Genomic DNA, 18,416 nt, shown 5'->3' on the forward strand with positions numbered 1-18,416 from the left:
CTTTCTATAGCGCATGTCAATTTTATCGGCACAAACGAGTATTCGTAAGGCATTAACTAATGCGGTTATGCTTGTTACTGCGTTGTGCTTGTCTTTGTCTATCTCTATTTCGACCTACCTAGATGTAAAAGAACAAAAAGCCTTAATTGTCGATAAAATAACTATTCTATCTGAAATTATTGCATATAACGCCCAGGTCACAGTGTTATTTGATGATAACGAAACTGAAACAGAGCGCCTAAAATCTTTCGAGACAGTGCCGCTCATTAAAAACATTCACATATACGCAATTGACGAATTATCGAATGAGCCTGTTTTTTTCAGCAGCTTTAACGCCAATAGAACTCCGCCAGTTCCTATCAAAGTAAACAGTATCAGCGATCTGTCTGAGCCAAAGTTTAAAGATGATGTAATAGAATTAATAAAACCAATCAAATATGAAGGAGAAGTGATTGGCTATGCCTATGTTCGTGGTGGCTTAGATAGGCTCAATCAGTATATTAACCGTAAAATCTTTATTGATATTTTACTAACCCTATTTGTTTTAGTGTTGGTGTATTTTGTTGCTCTGCGTATTCAAAAACGTATTGCGAACCCAATTGATGAACTGAGTAACTTGCTTCAAGATGTGTCAAAAAACCATAACTATGATACTCGCGCACAAAAAACTAATGTCGATGAAATTAATCAGCTTTCTAGCAGCTTAAATATCATGCTTGCCCGAACCCAAAAGCAAATCGAGCGCCACGAAAAAGACAAACAAGAAATAAAACAGCTTAACCAAAGTCTTGAAGAGAAAGTAAATCAACGTACTATTGCCTTGCGTGAGGCTAACCAAGAACTACTCAATACACTTGAGCGTATGCATCAATACCAAAATCAAATAGTAGAAAATGAAAAAATGGCCTCTTTAGGGCAAATGGTTGCAGGTGTAGCCCATGAGGTAAATACACCTATCGGCTTAGGTATTACGGGTTCAACTTTGCTGCGTGACAAGCTGGCAGAAATCAACGCGCAGTTTGAGCAAAAAACACTCACCTCAGCACATTTAAAACGCTTTATAACTGATGGCATTGAAAATCTAGATCTTATCTATCGCAACTTAAACCGAGCCGCAGAGCTAGTCTCAAGCTTTAAGAAAGTGGCAGTTAATCAGGATGTCGAAATAACCACTAACGTAAACTTATATAATTTATTAAATGATGTGATTATGTCGATGCGCTCAGAAATACAATATCGCAACCCTAAAATCACGATTAACTGCAATAATGACTTTAGTATTGAGACTAAATCGGGACCATTACAGCAGGTGTTACAGCAGTTATTGAGTAACTCTGTGATCCATGGTTTTAGCGACGAGCTTGATAACGAGATCACCTTTAACGTTGAGCGCAATGAAAGCAGCTTTATTATTCACTATTTCGATAATGGCGTTGGTGTTGAAAAGACGATTCGAAAACGTATTTTCGACCCATTTGTGACAACCAAACGAGGCGAAGGTGGAAGTGGACTAGGTATGCATTTAGTTTATAACCTGGTAACCCAAGCCTTAGGCGGTACAATAATTCACGATGAGTTAAATACCGAGGGTGCTCATTTTATTATTACTCTGCCCTTATCTGAAGGTAATGCATGATGAAAATCATATGTTGCCTTTTTGCTTTTGTTATATACGCCACCCCGAGTTTTGCAAAATCACCAGAACAAGTAAAATCGGCGTTTTTATATCAAATTGCTAAGTTCACTAAGTTTACTGAAAGCATGGATCCTCCACCTATTTCTTTCTGTTTTTATAATGTAGAAACAGGACGGGTCGTTCCTAAAGGACAAAAGTGAACTGCAAATTAACAAAAAACCTATCAACGTTATTTTAGTGAAAAAAACTCAGCAAATTTCTGAACTTTCTCAGATTTGTGATATCACATACATTGATGAAACATTAGAAAATGATATACTTCCACTTTGGACCGATACAATTTCATTAAATACTTTAACGATAGGTGAAAGTATTCGCTTTTTAGAGAAAGGCGGAATAGCCTCTCTGGTTCAAGAAGGAAATAAAATCCGACTGTATATCAATAAGCAGCACGTATTGCAGCATAACTTTAAAGTGCAATCTCGATTGTTAGCTATGGCTAAGTTTTATCCAAATTGATTTTACTTGTTAACAATTGGATCTAATCCTATAATCTCTAGTATTCGGTTTTGCTTGATAATACCGAATTTTTGTAAATAAAATTTCCGAAAAGGTTAATATACAATGCAAACGCCAGTCATTCTGATCGTAGAGGATGAAGACGTAACTCGACTAAACCTCGTTAGTTTATTTGAAGCCGAAGGTTACAAAGTTATTGAAGCCATTGATGGCGATGATATGCATGACAAGCTTACAAATAATGATGATGTGAACCTTGTAGTTATGGATATCAACCTACCAGGTAAAAACGGGCTTATTTTAGCGCGTGAATTACGTCAAAAACGTAATGTTGGTTTAATTTTCTTAACAGGTCGTGACAACGACGTTGATCGCATTTTAGGTCTTGAAATTGGTGCTGATGATTACATCACAAAACCATTCAACCCTCGCGAATTAACTATTCGTGCTCGTAACCTTATTTCGCGCACAGCATTAGGTGGCGAAGAAGCGAATATCGAAACAAATGGTGTTATTACATTTAACGGTTGGGAACTTGATGAAAACAGCCGTTGTTTAACATCTCCAAGTGGCGACGCTAAGCGTTTACCTAAAGGTGAATACCGCGCACTTCGTTTAATGCTCGATTCACCGGGCCGTATTTTCAGCCGTGAGCAATTAATTAAGCACATGACTGGCCGTGAGCTTCGCGCAAATGACCGCACTGTAGACGTAACCATTCGTCGTATCAGAAAACACTTTGAAAGCGATAACAGCACCTCTGAGCTGATCAGCACCATCCATGGTGAAGGCTATCGTTTCATTGGTAAAATCGACAGCTAATTAGAATTAATCTTCTAACTGTTGTAAGAATAATTGGAGGGCGTCACGCCCTTCATTTATTTTAACTGCAAGTTCATCAAGCCACTGTTGTAACTCTTCACTACTTTCTTCAAGCGCGCCGTGTTCCATCTTCTTAGCATGTAACTGCACATCGTTTAAGCCCACAGAGCCAGCTGCACCTTTCAATTTATGCGCCACCGATTTGTATTCTTCTTTATCATCTTCAGCTAACGCATCTGCTAGCTCAGTTTGATACTGAGGGTTTAACTTATTAAATAACTCACAGCTACGATTAAAAATAACCAGCCCCATTGAGCCTACAAAGTCTTCGATGGTTTCTATATCGAGAAGCTCAACACGTATACCCGATAAGTCTTTTTCCGTCACGGCTTTAATTGGCTCAGGCTGACAATTTTGTTGCTGTTTGATATCAAATAGCTCGCCGAGCATTTTATCGAGTTTTGTGGTGTTGATAGGCTTAGCGAGTGCACCTTGAATATTAATACCCGCAAGTTCTTCTTCGGCACTACGCACGTTGGCAGTCAAGGCAACGATTGGCAGCTTATCAAAGTGCTCATCATCACGAATTTGACGAGCAACTTCATCACCATTGATGTCTGGTAATTGCATATCAAGTAAAACGAGGTCTAAGTCATCTTCTGTGTAGACAAACGACAGCGCATCTTCACCTGTTTCAGCCCAAATAACTTCGTGACCACGCTGCTCAAGTAGGTTGGTAGCAATCTCAGCATTTAGCGGCACATCTTCAACTAAAAGAATATTTAAGCTGCGTACCGCATAACTTTGCTCAGCTGGCGCAATACAAAGCTTAAGGGGAATTTCGACAACAAAAACACTGCCCTCACCTTCAGTACTGCTGACATTGATTTCACCTTTCATCGCAGTAACAAGTGCTTTAGTTACTGCAAGACCAATCCCTGAACCAATTGCATTGGTGCCTTTGATATCAGGTGCCTTATAGTACATGTCAAAAATACGGTGCAGCTGCTCTTGAGGAATGCCTTGACCGGTGTCGCTTACACGCATCACTAACCAAGGCCCATCAGCGCGATTCTCACGGCGACATTCAAGCTCAACATGACCCTGTTGGGTGAACTTAACCGCATTATTGATGAGATTCCAAACAACTTGACGTAAACGAGTCGGATCAAGTGACGCATAAACGTCTAACGTACCTTTGCGTTTAATATTGAACTCAAGCCCCTTTTGCTCAGCAATTAAGCCTGCAAAGTTCACCACATCATTTATAAAGTCGGCCACATTGACTGAGTCAGCAACAATATCAAGCTGCTCACGATCAATTTTATCCAAGTCGATAATATCGTTAAATATATTGCCAAGGGTTTCGGCGCTTGAGAATACCGTGTTACACCAACTACGTTGTTGTTTATCAAGTTCTGTATCTAGCAACATGCGGGTTAAACCCACTATACCGTTAAGCGGTGTTCTTAGTTCATGACTTAGAGTCGCAATGAATTTACCTTTATCTTTGTAAGCCGCTTCAAGGACGTTTGAGCCGCCTCTTTACGGCTGGTGATATCACGGCCAAAGGCAAGTAAACCAATGTACTCACCTTTTTCATTAATAAAGGGTAACTTACGCATCTCAAACCAACGCTTTTCACCATTAACAGGGTATTCAACGTCAAGTGTAAGAGCTTGGTGAGTTTGAGATACTTTTTTGTCGGTGCGAAGTACCTCCGGTAAATAATCACTTGGATAGATTTCTTCGACACTCTTGCCGATTAACTCATCGCTGCTTTTACCAATCACTTGTTCGAACATTTTATTACAGCCAGCAAACACACCATTGTTGTCGCGGTAATAAAACAAATCGGGAGATGAGTCGACAATAGAGCGTAATAGCATGCCTTGTTGAGCTAGTTCTTGTTGAGTTTTCTTACGCTCAGCAATTTCGCGTCTAAGTTCTTCTATTGCTCTGTGCTTAGCATGAAACGCCATTTTACGTTCATCAATCTCTTCGTTTAAGCGACTGATATTGTCTTTTAGTGTTTGATTGAGCAGTTTTTCTTGTTTGGTTGCGCTATCTAGATAACTATAAGATGCTTCTAACTGGCGAATAGAATTGAGCAGCACTGTTATTAATATCGGCGATACTACTGCGGTAAAAAACAACACAGCTAAAACATCAACTAAAGTTACCGTACCGACTGCTACATAATAAAACATGCACGATAAAATCAGCGACATGACCAGTAATAAGGCATAACAGGCAGCGGCAGTTTTAAACTCACCGTACTTAGAAATAAAGCTTGAGAGTGTGCGAGCCCAGGGACTCAAAGAAGAATCAATCATATATTAAAGCTTAGGCACATAATCGAAAAAAAACAGCATAGTTAATTTTATCACTATTCCTTTAGAAATATTCATATTGTGCGATAAACATAGAATTTTTTCATCAACGCCGCTTTTTTATATTTTTTCATGTAAAATACCGCGCTTTAATAATTGCAAAGAATGAGTATTACCATGCAAACCACAATGCCAGATATTGCTGATACGGCTCCCGCCTTACAAACAGGTAAATTAGACTGGGTTGGCATGGGCGAAATTGAACTTCCTTTCATTTTTGAAACTCGCAATATTGCCCCTGTAAACGTAATTGCCAAGGCACGCGCTTTTGTAAACTTGCATAAAGAAGACGCCAAAGGCATTCATATGTCGCGTCTATTTTTAGCCCTTGATACCTTATCAACCGAGCAGCAAGTTAATCCACAAACTCTCAAGCAAGCACTTGATGCCTTTATTAGCAGCCATGATGATTTAAGTGACCAAGCACAAATCGAATTCAAATTTGAGCTACCACTGCGCCGAAAATCTTTATTAAGTGGCAAAGTAGGTTGGAAAAACTACCCGATTCATCTGATCGCTAAGATCAACCAAGGCATTGTAAGCTTTGAGTTAATGGTTGATGTCACTTACTCGTCAACTTGCCCATGTTCAGCGGCTCTTGCTCGTCAATTAATTCAAAATGCCTTTAGCGAAAATTTTGCAGAGCAAAATGTTGATAAGCAAACTGTTTTAGAATGGCTAGGCACAACTGACGGGATTGTAGCTACACCACACTCACAGCGTTCAATCGCCAACGTGAAAGTAAAACTCGACAGCCAAATTGACAGCTTTGATGTGGTTGGCTTAATTGATGCTTTAGAAGCTGAGCTAAAAACGCCAGTACAAGCGGCGGTTAAACGTGAAGATGAGCAAGAGTTTGCCCGCTTAAATGGTCAAAACCTCATGTTCTGCGAAGATGCTGCACGTAAAATTAAAGGCTTACTTGAACAGCATAACTACGCAGATTACTGGCTACAAATAAACCACTACGAATCACTTCATGCCCATGACGCGGTAGCAATAGCTGTTAAAGGGGTTGCTGGCGGATACACGGCTTAAAAATTTCGGGTAGCTCCATACAGTTAGGCACGCTAATTGCTATTAGTTTTCAGTGTCAATTTGTTGTTGTGGAGTTACCGTATGGAATTCGCTTTATTATCAATTTTAGTATTAGTCGTCGTAGCCTCTGTTGTTGCGTCAAAGTTTACCGATGAAGGCGGAAACCCTTACCCTTTCACTCGTAAGCAAACTGTTTTTACGCAAGTTGAGAGTGCTTTTTTACACCTGCTAGAACGTGCTGTAGGTGACCAGTACAAAATCGTCAGCCGTGTTAAACTGATTGATTTAATCGACTGTAAGCAAGGCTTATCTGTCAAAGCTAAACGTGCTGCAATGGCTAAAGCCAAAAACAAACAGTTAGATTACGTGCTTATCGACAAGGACAAACTTAGCATTGTTGCCGCTGTTGATTTAGTAAATAACACCAACCGCGACAAACGCCATAAAGCACAACGTGACTGGTTTGTCAGTGGCGCGTTAGAAGCGGCAGGCATTCCGCATATTCGTATGAAAGTAAAATCAGGCTATCAACCAAGAGAAGTGCGTGACGCTATCATGTTTAAACTTGGTAAACCTGCAGCAGCACCGGCAAGACCTGCACGCAATCGAGTAACTAAACCAGCAGTACTATCACCATCACAAGCAAAAGCACACTCAACGGCGCTTGCAGAAATATAGTCCGTCATAATATTGGCAAAAGCAGACTTTAAGGTCTGCTTTTTTGTTTGTTTTAGACATTTTTAGGTATAATCACCCTATTCAACCTAAGGAATCAAATATTATGCACGTTGGTATTATTGGCGCGATGGAGCCAGAAGTAAAAATCTTACGCGAAGCAATGGTAAACCCAAGCATCATGACTAAAGCTGGTTTTACCTTTTACACCGGTGAATTAGCGGGTAACACTGTTACTTTAGTTCAATCTGGTATTGGTAAAGTAGCTTCTGCAGTAGCAACGACACTACTAATCGACAACTTCAGCCCAGATTGTGTGATCAACACAGGTTCTGCAGGTGGTTTTGAGCCATCGCTAAATGTAGGTGATGTCGTTATTTCTTCAGAAGTTCGTCACCACGATGTAGACGTGACTGCATTCGGTTACGAAATCGGCCAAGTACCACAAATGCCAGCGGGCTTTGCTGCGCACCCTAAATTGATTGAAGCGGCAGAGCAAAGCGTAAGCCAAATCAGCGATGTTAAAACCATGATTGGCCTAATTTGTACTGGTGATTCATTCATGTGTGACCCAGTAAGAATTGAAAAAACACGCGCAGAATTTCCAACTATGCTTGCAGTAGAAATGGAAGGTGCAGCAATTGCACAAGCTTGTCACGTGCTAGAAACACCATTTGTTGTTATTCGTTCAATGTCTGACATTGCTGGCAAAGAATCGCCGCAATCATTTGAAGAGTATATCGAAACTGCATCTATCAACTCATCTAAAATGGTTGTTGCTCTTTTAGAGAAGCTAACATCGGTGAGTTTATAAGGTGATTGCAAATATTGTTCAAAACCATTTGGACATTATTGTATTTTTTGTAGCGCTCTTAGCTGAGCGCTTCTTTCCTTTGGTTAGTTGGTATCATCCTAATACCTTTTTAAGCGTTATTTTCTCTGCCCTCAACGATTGTTTATACAACCCAACGAATCCTAAAAGCTATCAATATTTAGCCTCAACTTTGGCTTTTACACTCACTATTTTAGTGATAGTGACATTAGTTGTGCTGTTTTTAGAGTTTGCTTTTTATCCTGAGTTATTAAGCGGCTTAATTTTATATTTGTTACTCAGTAGCCGCGCGCAAGAGAAGAAATCATTACGTATTGCCAGATTGCTCAAGCTCAACCAAAAAGCGACTGCTAGAGAACTACTCTCGAGCCTTGTTGCCCGTGATGTATCACGTTTATCGGCTTCTGGAATTTGTAAAGCAACCATGGAGTCACTGGTGTTACAAAGTGCGCGGCATTATTTTGCCGTTATATTCTTTTATCTACTTAGCGGCGCTATCCTTGCTTTAGTTTATCGCTTACTGACATTAATTCATCAAGCATGGCGAAAAAACCAAAAACCAAACAACCCGTTTTTGGCTACCATTGCTAAGTTACTGTTTGTATTGGAGTGGTTACCCACTCGATTAGTTGCATTAACCATTGCAGCAACCAATGCCAGTAGACAGAGCATTCATTACATTAAGCACTATGGCAGACACTTTTATCAAACCAATACGGGTTGGCTGTTAAGTGTTACATCGGCTGCTTTGCAAGTACAGTTAGGCGGCCTGCCCTTTACCAAGGTGAGCGCTTTAATAAAATGCGTGTTGGTACCGATCGCCTACCAGATGCCGATGATATTCCCGCTTTAGTGAATCGCTTAAATCAAGCGAAAGCATTTTGGTTACTACTTATCATCGCCATTGAAGTGGCTACGCTGTTTATTAACTAAAAAAGACACAAAAAAACCAGCCGCAGCTGGTTTTTATTCTGTTAGCTTATTTAAGCTAAGGTGATTTTAGCAAACTTACGTTTACCTACTTGGTAAATCTGTGTAGTGCCTTTAGCAACTTCAAGCTTAGTATCCGTTACTTTTTCTTCACCATTAATCTTTACAGCGCCTTGTTTAATCATACGCATTGCTTCTGACGTACTTGCAACAAGGTTCGCTTCTTTTAATAGATTAGTGATAAACACAGTGTCTTCAGCAATTGTTACTGTTACTTCAGGGATCTCATCTGGTAATGCATTCTTTTGGAAACGCTTGATGAAATCTTGATGAGCACCTTCGGCTGCTTCTTCGCTGTGGAAACGTGCAATCATTTCTTTGGCAAGCTCAATCTTAATGTCGCGCGGGTTTGCACCATCTGCAACACGTTGTTTAAGCGCTGCAATCTCTTCGATAGATAATGCACTTAATAAGTCATAGTAACGCCACATTAGCTCATCACTAATAGACATCACTTTACCAAACATGTCGTTAGGCTCATCAGTAATACCAATGTAATTACCTAATGACTTAGACATTTTCTGAACGCCATCAGTACCTTCAAGCAGTGGCATCATAAGTACTGTTTGTGGCTTTTGACCTTCGTCTTTTTGTAATTCACGACCCATTAATAGGTTAAAGCGTTGGTCTGTACCGCCAAGCTCAACATCAGCTTCTAATGCAACTGAGTCCCAACCTTGTACCAGTGGATATAAAAATTCGTGGATAGCAATTGATTGACCGCTGGCATAACGCTTTTTAAAGTCATCACGTTCTAGCATACGTGCTACTGTTTGACGCGCAGCCAGTTTAATCATACCTGCTGCACCTAAGTTCTCCATCCAAGTAGAGTTGAATGCAACTGTAGTTTTAGCAGGATCAAGAATCTTAAATACTTGCTCTTTATAGGTTTCAGCATTAGCTAATACATCTTCACGGGTTAACGGTTTACGCGTTACGTTTTTACCCGTCGGATCACCAATCATACCGGTGAAGTCACCGATCAAGAAAATCACTTCATGACCTAGGTCTTGGAAGGTTTTCATTTTGTTGATAAGAACTGTGTGACCTAAATGCAGATCAGGCGCAGTTGGATCGAAACCCGCTTTGATCTTAAGTTTCTTACCAGACTTTAGCTTTTCGACTAATTCGTCTTCAATTAATATCTCTTCTGCACCGCGTTTTATCTCAGCTAGAGCGGTTTGTAAATCCACTGTGTATTACTCCAAAAATTCAGCTACCGGGGCGTGGTGGCCTGTCAGGGTTATAAATATAAAGCTAAAAACTTTAAAATTTAGCTAGTTAGCACCAAAAAGCGACACTAGAAAAAAGCCTAACTTAAATAGTTTAAGAAACAGCCCTGAAGGCAGCGCGCATGATTGTTCTTTATACCGCGTTATTGCAATTTAATGAAGGGACTTTAGTTAACTAATGTAGATTTAGTTTAACCATAGACATCTGCTGCAATTTTAAACAAAAAAGTTTAACGCGCAGGCCAATTCTAGCGTAAAATAGCGCCAGTTTAAATCTACAAAACACTGGTATTTGCTCTATTTTAGGTATATCCTGCGATATTAGTATTTAAATTTCTTGACAGCAGAAAAGGCACGATATGGTTCACGTAGTGCACAAACTTCCCAAAAAACACAAACTGCTTATTCTCGGTTTGGTTTCTGCTATTGTCGGCTTGGCGTTATTGCCTTCTGAAAAAGCCACCGCATCAAAGGACAACAGTGCAAACGCACTTGAAATTGGCAAACGCTACGAATTACAAGTTAAAGTTGATGATAACGAAAAACTAACTGAGCTTAATTCGGAGCAAGCAGCAGCAAAACTTCCAGAATACGAGCTTATCGACCATGAAGTACGTAATGGCGATAATTTAGCACTTATCTTTAAACGTGCGGGTTTCTCAGCGCAAACATTACACAAACTAGTTAATACCAACGCTGAAACTCGTAAGTTAACAAAAATTCACCCAGGCGAAATCTTAAGCTTTGCAACCGCTGAAGATGGCTCTTTAGCGCAGCTTCGTTATGTGATCTCAAAAACAGATACCTTATACGTTACATTAAATGACGAAGGTAACTACGACACTTCTATCGATAGCAAAGAAATCGAAACGCTAAGTAAATCTGCTGGCGGCGAGATCTCTAATAGCTTTTGGACATCAGGCATTGCCGCTGGCTTAAGCGAACGTCAAATTATGAATTTTGCTGACATCTTTGGTTGGGATGTCGACTTTGCTAATGACATTCGTAAAGGTGACCAATTTGGTCTTATTTACGAAGCTCACTATGTTGATGGTGAATACATTGGCGACGGTAAAATTATTGCCGCAGAGTTTATTAACCAAGGCGAGCGTTACACTGCTATTCGCCATACCGATGGTAACTTCTATACGCCTGAAGGCCGCAGCATGAAAAAAGCTTTCTTACGTGCGCCAGTTAACTTTAAGTATATTAGTTCGAGCTTTAACCCGCGTCGTTTACACCCAGTGACCAAAACGGTAAAACCACATAACGGTATCGATTACGCAGCGCGTACAGGTACACCTGTTGTGTCATCAGGTAATGGTAAAGTGATTAGAGCAGGCTACAGTAAATACAATGGTAACTATGTATTTATTAGCCATGGCACACAATATGTAACTAAGTACTTACACTTAGACAAAAAGATGGTTAGAACTGGTCAGAAAGTGAAGCAAGGCCAAAAGATTGGCACCGTTGGTGCGACAGGTCGTGTAACATTATCACTTACACTATGAATTCTTAGTTAACGGTGTACACCGTAACCCTAAAACGGTCAAACTACCTAAATCAGAGCCTTTACCGCGCGATGAGTTAGCTAAGTTTAAACCAATTGCTGATAACTTCTTGGCGCAATTACAGCGTAACCGTGAGTTACAATTGGCGCTAAATAAGTAGTTAAGTAAACATAAAAAAGCCGCTTCAATTGAAGCGGCTTTTTTGTGCCAAATAAACCCGGCTAAAACTATTATAGACTTTACTAAAATGAGTACTGATAGCACTGCGGTTTAATACAACTATTACCTTAAAAGAACATAGATAAGTTGAATAATCAGCGAAATCATCACCAGTGGCCAAATGTACTTTGCATACTTTGTCGCGCCATCAAGCCCCATTCTAGACTGATACTTTTCAAGTAGCGGTATCAGAATAACCAAGGCAACAAAAAGGCATAATAAGATAATAAAAACATTCATGGCGGCTTCCTTACACAACTATCATTTAACTACAATTTCTTTAGGGTGACCCTAGTCTATAGGCAAAAAAAAGCGCAGTAAAATTACTGCGCCAGTCGGTTGGAAGTAAATCGACTTAGCCAACAATCGCTAACAGAATACCTGCTGCAACGGCACTTCCTAATACCCCTGCTACGTTTGGTCCCATGGCATGCATTAACAAGAAGTTATGCGGGTTGCTCTCAAGGCCGACCTTATTAACCACCCGTGCTGCCATTGGTACCGCTGACACACCTGCTGCGCCTACTAATGGGTTGATTGGCGATTTAGAGATCTTATTCAGACCTTTTGCCATAAACACCCCTGACGCTGTACCAATTGCAAAGGTCAATGCACCTAACACCAAAATACCGATTGTTTCTACGGTTAAGAACTTATCGGCCGCAAGCTTTGAGCCTACCGCTAAGCCTAAGAAAATGGTGGTAATGTTGATGATTTCGTTTTGTGCACTATTGCTTAAACGATCAACCACGCCCGATTCACGCATCAAGTTACCTAGGCAGAACATGCCCACAAGCGGCGTTGCTGCTGGTAAAAACAAGATGGTTAAACTAAGCACCATTAACGGAAAAACAATTTTCTCTTTCTTCGATACTGTACGAAGTTGCGGCATTTGAATTTCGCGCTCTGCTTGCGTTGTTAATGCACGCATAATTGGCGGCTGAATAATTGGCACTAGTGCCATGTATGAATACGCCGCTACTGCTATTGCACCAAGTAAATCAGGTGCCAACTTAGATGCTAAAAAAATAGCCGTTGGACCATCAGCCCCACCAATAATGGCAATGGCCGATGCATCCTGAAGTGTAAACTCAAAACCAGGAATAAAGTTAAGTAGAATTGCACCAAATAAAGTAGCAAAAATACCAAACTGCGCAGCCGCGCCTAACAGCAACATACGCGGATTAGCGATTAAGGCACTAAAGTCTGTAAGCGCCCCCACGCCCATAAAGATCAAAAGTGGGAACACCCCAGAATCAATCCCGATATCGTACACGTAATAAAGCAAACCACCCGGTTCAGATAACCCGGCTACAGGAATATTAGTTAAAATAGCCCCAAAGCCGATAGGTAATAACAATAATGGCTCAAATTTACGGGCGATTGCGAGATATAATAACCCGCAACCTACCGCAATCATTATTAATGCAGGAAAGGTAAAGTTAGCAATACCTGTCGCATGCCAGAGGTTTAAAACACCATCCATCCTCTGTCTCCTATGCTAGCGCGATTAACGCATCGCCAGTGGCAACAGAGTCGCCCTCTGCCACTAATACTTCTGCAATTGTACCTGAGTGTGCGGCGCGAACTTCTGTTTCCATTTTCATTGCTTCCATAATGATAACCACATCACCTTCATTTACTGTTTGGCCAGCTTTTACTTTCACTTTGAAAATATTGCCTGCTAACGGCGCGTTTAAGGTTTCGCTAACAGACGCTGAGGCAGATTGAGGAATTAACTCACTGTCTTTTAGAGTTACTTCTTTTAGTTCACCACCTTGCGCTACAACGACATCGTAAACTTTACCGTCAACTTTAACGCTGTATTGCTCTGCTTTTGCAGGACTTGAAGCGGCTGGTTTACTTTCTGACTTAGCAACTTCACCCGTTGGAATTGCTTCAAACGCATCAGGGTTGTTACGGTTTTTAATAAACTTAAGGCCAATTTGAGGGAATAATGCGTAAGTAAGCACATCATCAATCACGTCATCAGCAAGCTCTAAACCTTGCTCTTTAGCTTCACTTAATAACTCTGCTTCAAGCTTCTCAAGTTCAGGCTCAAGCTTATCAGCAGGACGGCAAGTGATTGCTTCAGCGCCATCTAGTACACGTTCTTGCAGCTCTTTATTCATTGGTGCTGGTGTTGCACCATACTCGCCTTTGAGCACACCCGCAGTTTCTTTAGTGATGGTTTTATATCGCTCGCCAGTCAAAACATTAAGTACCGCTTGAGTACCAACAATTTGTGAGGTTGGTGTAACGAGTGGAATGTAACCTAAGTCTTCGCGAACACGCGGGATCTCGAGTAATACTTGATCAAGTTTGTCAGCAGCACCTTGCTCTTTAAGCTGATTTTCCATATTAGTTAACATGCCGCCCGGCACTTGCGCTAATAAGATACGTCCATCAACGCCTTTAAGGCTGCCTTCAAATGCAGCATATTTCTTGCGTACGTCACGGAAGTAAGCAGCAATTTCTTCTAATTGGTTTAAATCAAAGTGCTGTGTCTCGCTCAGTGCCTTCTACAATTGAAACGATGGTTTCTGTGGCGCTATGACCATAGGTCATACTCATTGACGAAATAGCCGTATCAAGCATATCGATACCTGCATCGATCGCTTTTTGGTAAGTTGCAGTGCTTAAACCTGTGGTTGCGTGGCATTGCATCGCAATAGGAATAGACACAGTTTCTTTTAAACCTTTGATCAACTGTTCACAATCATAAGGCTTTAATAAACCTGCCATATCTTTGATACAAATTGAATGACAACCAAGATCTTCTAGTTGTTTTGCAAGCTCAAGCCACATATCAAGCGTATGGACTGGGCTTACTGTGTACGAAATAGTACCTTGGGCATGAGCACCTACTTTAACAGCAGCTTTAATGGCAGTTTCAAGGTTACGCACATCGTTCATCGCATCGAAAATACGGAAAACATCAACACCGTTTTTGTGGGCACGCTCAACAAACTTTTCGACTACATCATCAGCATAATGACGGTAACCTAAAAGGTTTTGCCCACGCAGTAGCATTTGCTGCTTAGTGTTTGGCATTGCCGCTTTTAGCTCGCGAATACGTTGCCAAGGATCTTCACCTAAATAACGGATACACGAGTCAAACGTCGCACCACCCCATGATTCAATTGACCAATAACCCGCATTATCGAGTTTTTCTGCCATGGGTAGCATGTCGTCTAAGCGCATACGCGTTGCCAAAAGAGACTGGTGTGCGTCGCGCAATACTAGTTCGGTTAGTTTTAATTTAGCCATGTTTAAGCTGCCCCGTTATTTTTGTTTATTTCGAAATTGAGCAATTGCAGCGCTGATTGCTGCAATATGTGCCTGTGGCACACCCTGTTGAGGTTGAACTTTTGCTGTACGCGTAGGTTCTGCAGTTGCAGGATCATCAAATCGACCCACCAGCTTTGACATTAAAGTGACTGCTGAAATCAAAATAGTCAGAAAAACAAACACGCCTACCATGCCTGTCACCATCAAACTGGCCGCAGTGGTGAGTAATCCACCTATATCCATACGACTCCCCTCGCTTAGTTAAAATAAAAAGTTATTTTTGTTAAATAATTATGCACCAATAATAACAAACAAAATTCATTTGTATAGCATCATTGTAAATTGGTAAAACCAATTAAATTTAAAATAACATGACGTACATATAATTAACACCCCACTATTTATGCATTTAAAGCCCCGCTATAGATGATATAAATAATCAATATAGCCAGTCGTTATATGCTGAACTATTAATTAATAGCAACAAAATGGCTAAAAACCACACACAACAAGGTGTTAGAGGTAGCCAACCCAAATAAAGTTAAATTGGTCTTACCATTTATTGGTGCATTATCTCTTTTTCTCATGCATCTCAATATGAAAAAATATCACTATGAATAAGTTACATGCTTACTCGTAAAAGTTACCAAATGATGAACCCTCTAAAGAACAACAAAAACACACAAACCATTGAAATATATAAATTAAAACTTCTGGCATAAAACTCGCTTTAGTTACATCGAACTTAAGAAAATTTAAATAGCCAAGGAGACCACTATGTTACGCTGGACAATTACTTTTCTAGTTATCGCGTTAATCGCAGCAGTGTTAGGTTTTGGCGGTATCGCAGGAGCCGCTGCAGGCATCGCTAAGATTATCTTTTTTATATTTTTAGTATTACTTGTTATTTCGCTGGTATCAGGAGCACTTAGAGGCAACGTCCCTAAGTAGTTAAAAGCAGATAACCACTTACTTTATTTTTAAATTTACAAGGAATTTCATTATGAAAAATTCAACTTTAAAAGCCGCAACTATCGCCCTATTTTCAGGTCTTTTCATCATGGGTTGTGAAGACAACTCTGCTGAAGACGCAGGTGAGCGTATTGACGAAGCAATTACTGATACACAAAATGCAGTTGAAGATGCATGTGAAGAAGTAAAAGAAGGTGTTAACGCAGAAGAAACTAACTGCTAATAGCACACCTTACTTAAGAAAAGCGGCCAAGTGCCGCTTTTTTGTTTTTTAAATGATGCATGAGATCTGAGATAATCGTAGGAATGGTTTTAACCGTGAACTTTTGGCTATAGCGTGAGTTTTTTCGGCGTTAAAACGCCTCCTACAAGTCTTAACTTGGGTTTAAAGTCTGATGACTTTATAAACCACCGCGCGAAATAAATTTCACGCCTACGTGAGCCTCAAACTCGATAACTTTACTCTTTCCTCTAGAAATTCGCTAACTTGTTGGGTTTCACTCCGTTCTATCCTACATCATGTAGGTCGTCATTTATGGCGACACATGTTTTATTACTCATACCTGACGGGCTAAAGCCCGACCTACGACTTACACGTAGATTTAAGAAACATCGCGCGAAATAAATTTCACGCCTACGTGAGCCTCAAACTCGATAACTTTACTCTTTCCTCTAGAAATTCGCTAACTTGTTGGGTTTTAATCTGATAGCTGACGGCTCTGAGTGCGTCTCCGTTCTACCCAACGTTATTACTCACATACCTTAGTGAGGGGCTCGTTTGTCGTTATACTTGCTATATGCCATTGGTCGTCGATAAAACTTACTTTTGCGACATCGCTTACAGCAAAATCTCCGGGGACATTTAAACGCGTTAAGTTACTCGCTAACTGCTGCTGGCAATATGGGCCGGTATCGCCATGCATTACAAGCACAGGCTTCTTAGTGTGCTTTGCAAAGTCGCTGATGGCATCTCGGTATAGTTTAAATGCATCACATTTAGAGCGCTGCGATTCACTACAGGCGGGTTTACTGCTTGGGTGGTAAATATCAGCCTGAAAGCCAAACACATAGGCCTTAGCATCTTGTTGAACAAGTGCTTGTTTTAACCAAATTAAGTTGTACTTATCACGTTTGTCAGCGGCATCAAGTGCTGCGTTTTTGTCACTTTTTAAAATTTGCGAGCGGCCATTAAAAGTGCCCGGTATATGCAAAGTACGAAACTCAATACCATCAAACTGCCAACGGGCATTCTCTAGCATTTCAGCTTGTGTGGCATAACCCTGTAGTTGCTGTGCTTTTTGTGTATAAGCATCGTCGAACATTAGGCGTTTAACAAAGCTTAGGCGCTCAAGCTCATCAAAACGCACCGATAGCTTCTCTCGGTCACAATCGGTCCATTCATTATCACCGGGGGTATAAATAAAAGGCTGTTTGGTCAACGACGTCAATAACGCTTTATTTGTTTGCAAAAGCTTGTTCGTGCAAGCAAGTGCTCCCGATTTCATATCACCAAGGTGCATTAAAAAGCCATGGGGTGTTGCTGCGATTGCTTTAGTAATTTTTCCATCTTTGGCGAGATTAATTTCATCAATCGGGGTGTATGGCATATCGCCCATAACTAAAAAAGTATTTGTGGTCATTGCAAGTGCTAATGACATTGAACTAACAAACATACAACTTACACCTAAAAAATACAGATACCTTAAGCTCTCATAATGACAACTAAATGAAAACCAACTGCGGCAGTTTTTTTCTATCAATGTTAAACTGCTGCCAGTCGATTAATTGAGTCCCCAAATGACATTAAGTACAACTTACACACTAGATAAACCGTATTATTACGAATGCTTTGATGAGTCTTTGCCTTATTCATCTCAAGCCAAGCCTAAATACCCGCTGTTGATATTGTTAATAACCTTAGGCTTATTGGCGTTTTATCAATTAGAGAATCATTACCTTGGTAGCTTTATGATTATGCTTGCCGTCGTTGAGTGCTTATCGTTTTATTACAAGCGCCCATGGTGGGTCGCAAGACAAATGATGAGCCGTGCATCAGGCAGCGAAGTGACTATCGTATTTGATGATAATGGGGTGAAAGCCGAAAACCCGCATAAAAGCTACCAATTAAGCTGGCAACAGATTAGTGAGATTATTGAAACTGAGCGAGGTTATATTTTAAAGGCACAGCGCGGTATGCAATATATTTCTAAACAAGCGCTAAATGATGAAATGACAGCCGAACTAAATAAAAGAGCCACTCAGTGAGTGGCTCTTAAAATATCT

13 protein-coding genes and 4 pseudogenes are annotated in these 18,416 nt (G+C 40.5%); 11 read left to right on the forward strand and 6 right to left on the reverse strand.

Features of this window, described 5'->3' with window-relative positions:
• The first annotated feature begins 13 nt into the window (after window positions 1-13).
• The 3 genes from ACRWSG_RS04405 (at window position 14) to arcA (ending at window position 2,977) form a co-directional block, all read left to right on the forward strand.
• Window positions 14-1,636 (forward strand): ATP-binding protein, encoded by a 1,623-nt coding sequence (locus tag ACRWSG_RS04405; protein WP_138602048.1) that lies wholly within the window; start codon window positions 14-16, stop codon window positions 1,634-1,636.
• A 237-nt stretch (window positions 1,637-1,873) separates the two neighbouring features.
• Window positions 1,874-2,155 (forward strand): YfiR family protein, encoded by a 282-nt coding sequence (locus ACRWSG_RS04410; protein WP_462165738.1) that lies wholly within the window; start codon window positions 1,874-1,876, stop codon window positions 2,153-2,155.
• A 105-nt stretch (window positions 2,156-2,260) separates the two neighbouring features.
• Window positions 2,261-2,977, forward strand: coding sequence for a two-component system response regulator ArcA (gene arcA, locus ACRWSG_RS04415; RefSeq protein WP_054551295.1), 717 nt, complete (start codon window positions 2,261-2,263; stop codon window positions 2,975-2,977).
• Window positions 2,978-2,983: 6 nt separating this feature from the next.
• Here the strand turns inward: arcA and arcB are convergent.
• A pseudogene (arcB, locus tag ACRWSG_RS04420) lies at window positions 2,984-5,313 on the reverse strand (aerobic respiration two-component sensor histidine kinase ArcB).
• Window positions 5,314-5,487: 174 nt separating this feature from the next.
• Between arcB and folE2 the strand changes: the two are divergent.
• From folE2 to ACRWSG_RS04440, 4 genes and pseudogenes are all read left to right on the forward strand, one after another.
• Window positions 5,488-6,408 carry a GTP cyclohydrolase FolE2 gene (gene folE2, locus ACRWSG_RS04425; protein ID WP_462165739.1) on the forward strand — a complete coding sequence of 307 codons (921 nt, stop codon included), beginning with the start codon at window positions 5,488-5,490 and terminating at the stop codon, window positions 6,406-6,408.
• 81 nt (window positions 6,409-6,489) lie between these two features.
• Entirely contained in the window at window positions 6,490-7,086 is a 597-nt protein-coding gene (locus ACRWSG_RS04430; RefSeq protein ID WP_462165740.1) for a DUF2726 domain-containing protein, read from the forward strand.
• A gap of 103 nt (window positions 7,087-7,189) precedes the next feature.
• On the forward strand, window positions 7,190-7,897 hold the full coding sequence (gene mtnN / locus ACRWSG_RS04435) for a 5'-methylthioadenosine/S-adenosylhomocysteine nucleosidase (protein ID WP_054551291.1): 708 nt from the start codon (window positions 7,190-7,192) through the stop codon (window positions 7,895-7,897).
• Window position 7,898: 1 nt separating this feature from the next.
• Window positions 7,899-8,848, forward strand: a pseudogene (locus ACRWSG_RS04440) (cobalamin biosynthesis protein CobD/CbiB).
• Between the two features lie 50 nt (window positions 8,849-8,898).
• Here the strand turns inward: ACRWSG_RS04440 and tyrS are convergent.
• Entirely contained in the window at window positions 8,899-10,098 is a 1,200-nt protein-coding gene (gene tyrS / locus ACRWSG_RS04445; RefSeq protein WP_138602042.1) for a tyrosine--tRNA ligase, read from the reverse strand.
• Window positions 10,099-10,496: 398 nt separating this feature from the next.
• Here tyrS and ACRWSG_RS04450 point away from each other — a divergent pair.
• A pseudogene (locus ACRWSG_RS04450) lies at window positions 10,497-11,811 on the forward strand (peptidoglycan DD-metalloendopeptidase family protein).
• 414 nt (window positions 11,812-12,225) lie between these two features.
• Here the strand turns inward: ACRWSG_RS04450 and ACRWSG_RS04455 are convergent.
• The 3 genes and pseudogenes from ACRWSG_RS04455 to ACRWSG_RS04465 form a co-directional block, all read right to left on the reverse strand.
• On the reverse strand, window positions 12,226-13,356 hold the full coding sequence (locus tag ACRWSG_RS04455; protein WP_462165741.1) for a sodium ion-translocating decarboxylase subunit beta: 1,131 nt from the start codon (window positions 13,354-13,356) through the stop codon (window positions 12,226-12,228).
• A 10-nt stretch (window positions 13,357-13,366) separates the two neighbouring features.
• A pseudogene (oadA, locus tag ACRWSG_RS04460) lies at window positions 13,367-15,140 on the reverse strand (sodium-extruding oxaloacetate decarboxylase subunit alpha).
• A gap of 15 nt (window positions 15,141-15,155) precedes the next feature.
• Window positions 15,156-15,404 (reverse strand): OadG family protein, encoded by a 249-nt coding sequence (locus ACRWSG_RS04465; protein WP_199530053.1) that lies wholly within the window; start codon window positions 15,402-15,404, stop codon window positions 15,156-15,158.
• 534 nt (window positions 15,405-15,938) lie between these two features.
• Between ACRWSG_RS04465 and ACRWSG_RS04470 the strand changes: the two genes are divergently transcribed.
• Both ACRWSG_RS04470 and ACRWSG_RS04475 read left to right on the forward strand, forming a co-directional pair.
• Complete coding sequence (locus ACRWSG_RS04470) at window positions 15,939-16,112, forward strand: DUF1328 domain-containing protein (protein WP_064485886.1); 174 nt, start codon at window positions 15,939-15,941, stop codon at window positions 16,110-16,112.
• A gap of 52 nt (window positions 16,113-16,164) precedes the next feature.
• Window positions 16,165-16,356 (forward strand): hypothetical protein, encoded by a 192-nt coding sequence (locus ACRWSG_RS04475; protein WP_054551284.1) that lies wholly within the window; start codon window positions 16,165-16,167, stop codon window positions 16,354-16,356.
• Window positions 16,357-16,882: 526 nt separating this feature from the next.
• On the opposite strand, the gene ACRWSG_RS04480 is transcribed toward ACRWSG_RS04475, so the two are convergent.
• Window positions 16,883-17,806, reverse strand: a complete 924-nt coding sequence (locus tag ACRWSG_RS04480; RefSeq protein WP_462165742.1) for a hypothetical protein — start codon at window positions 17,804-17,806, stop codon at window positions 16,883-16,885.
• 124 nt (window positions 17,807-17,930) lie between these two features.
• Here ACRWSG_RS04480 and ACRWSG_RS04485 point away from each other — a divergent pair, with 124 nt between their 5' ends.
• Complete coding sequence (locus ACRWSG_RS04485; RefSeq protein WP_138617529.1) at window positions 17,931-18,398, forward strand: YcxB family protein; 468 nt, start codon at window positions 17,931-17,933, stop codon at window positions 18,396-18,398.
• The last annotated feature ends 18 nt before the right edge of the window (window positions 18,399-18,416 follow it).

The sequence above is a fragment of the Pseudoalteromonas sp. GB43 genome, assembly GCF_054923805.1.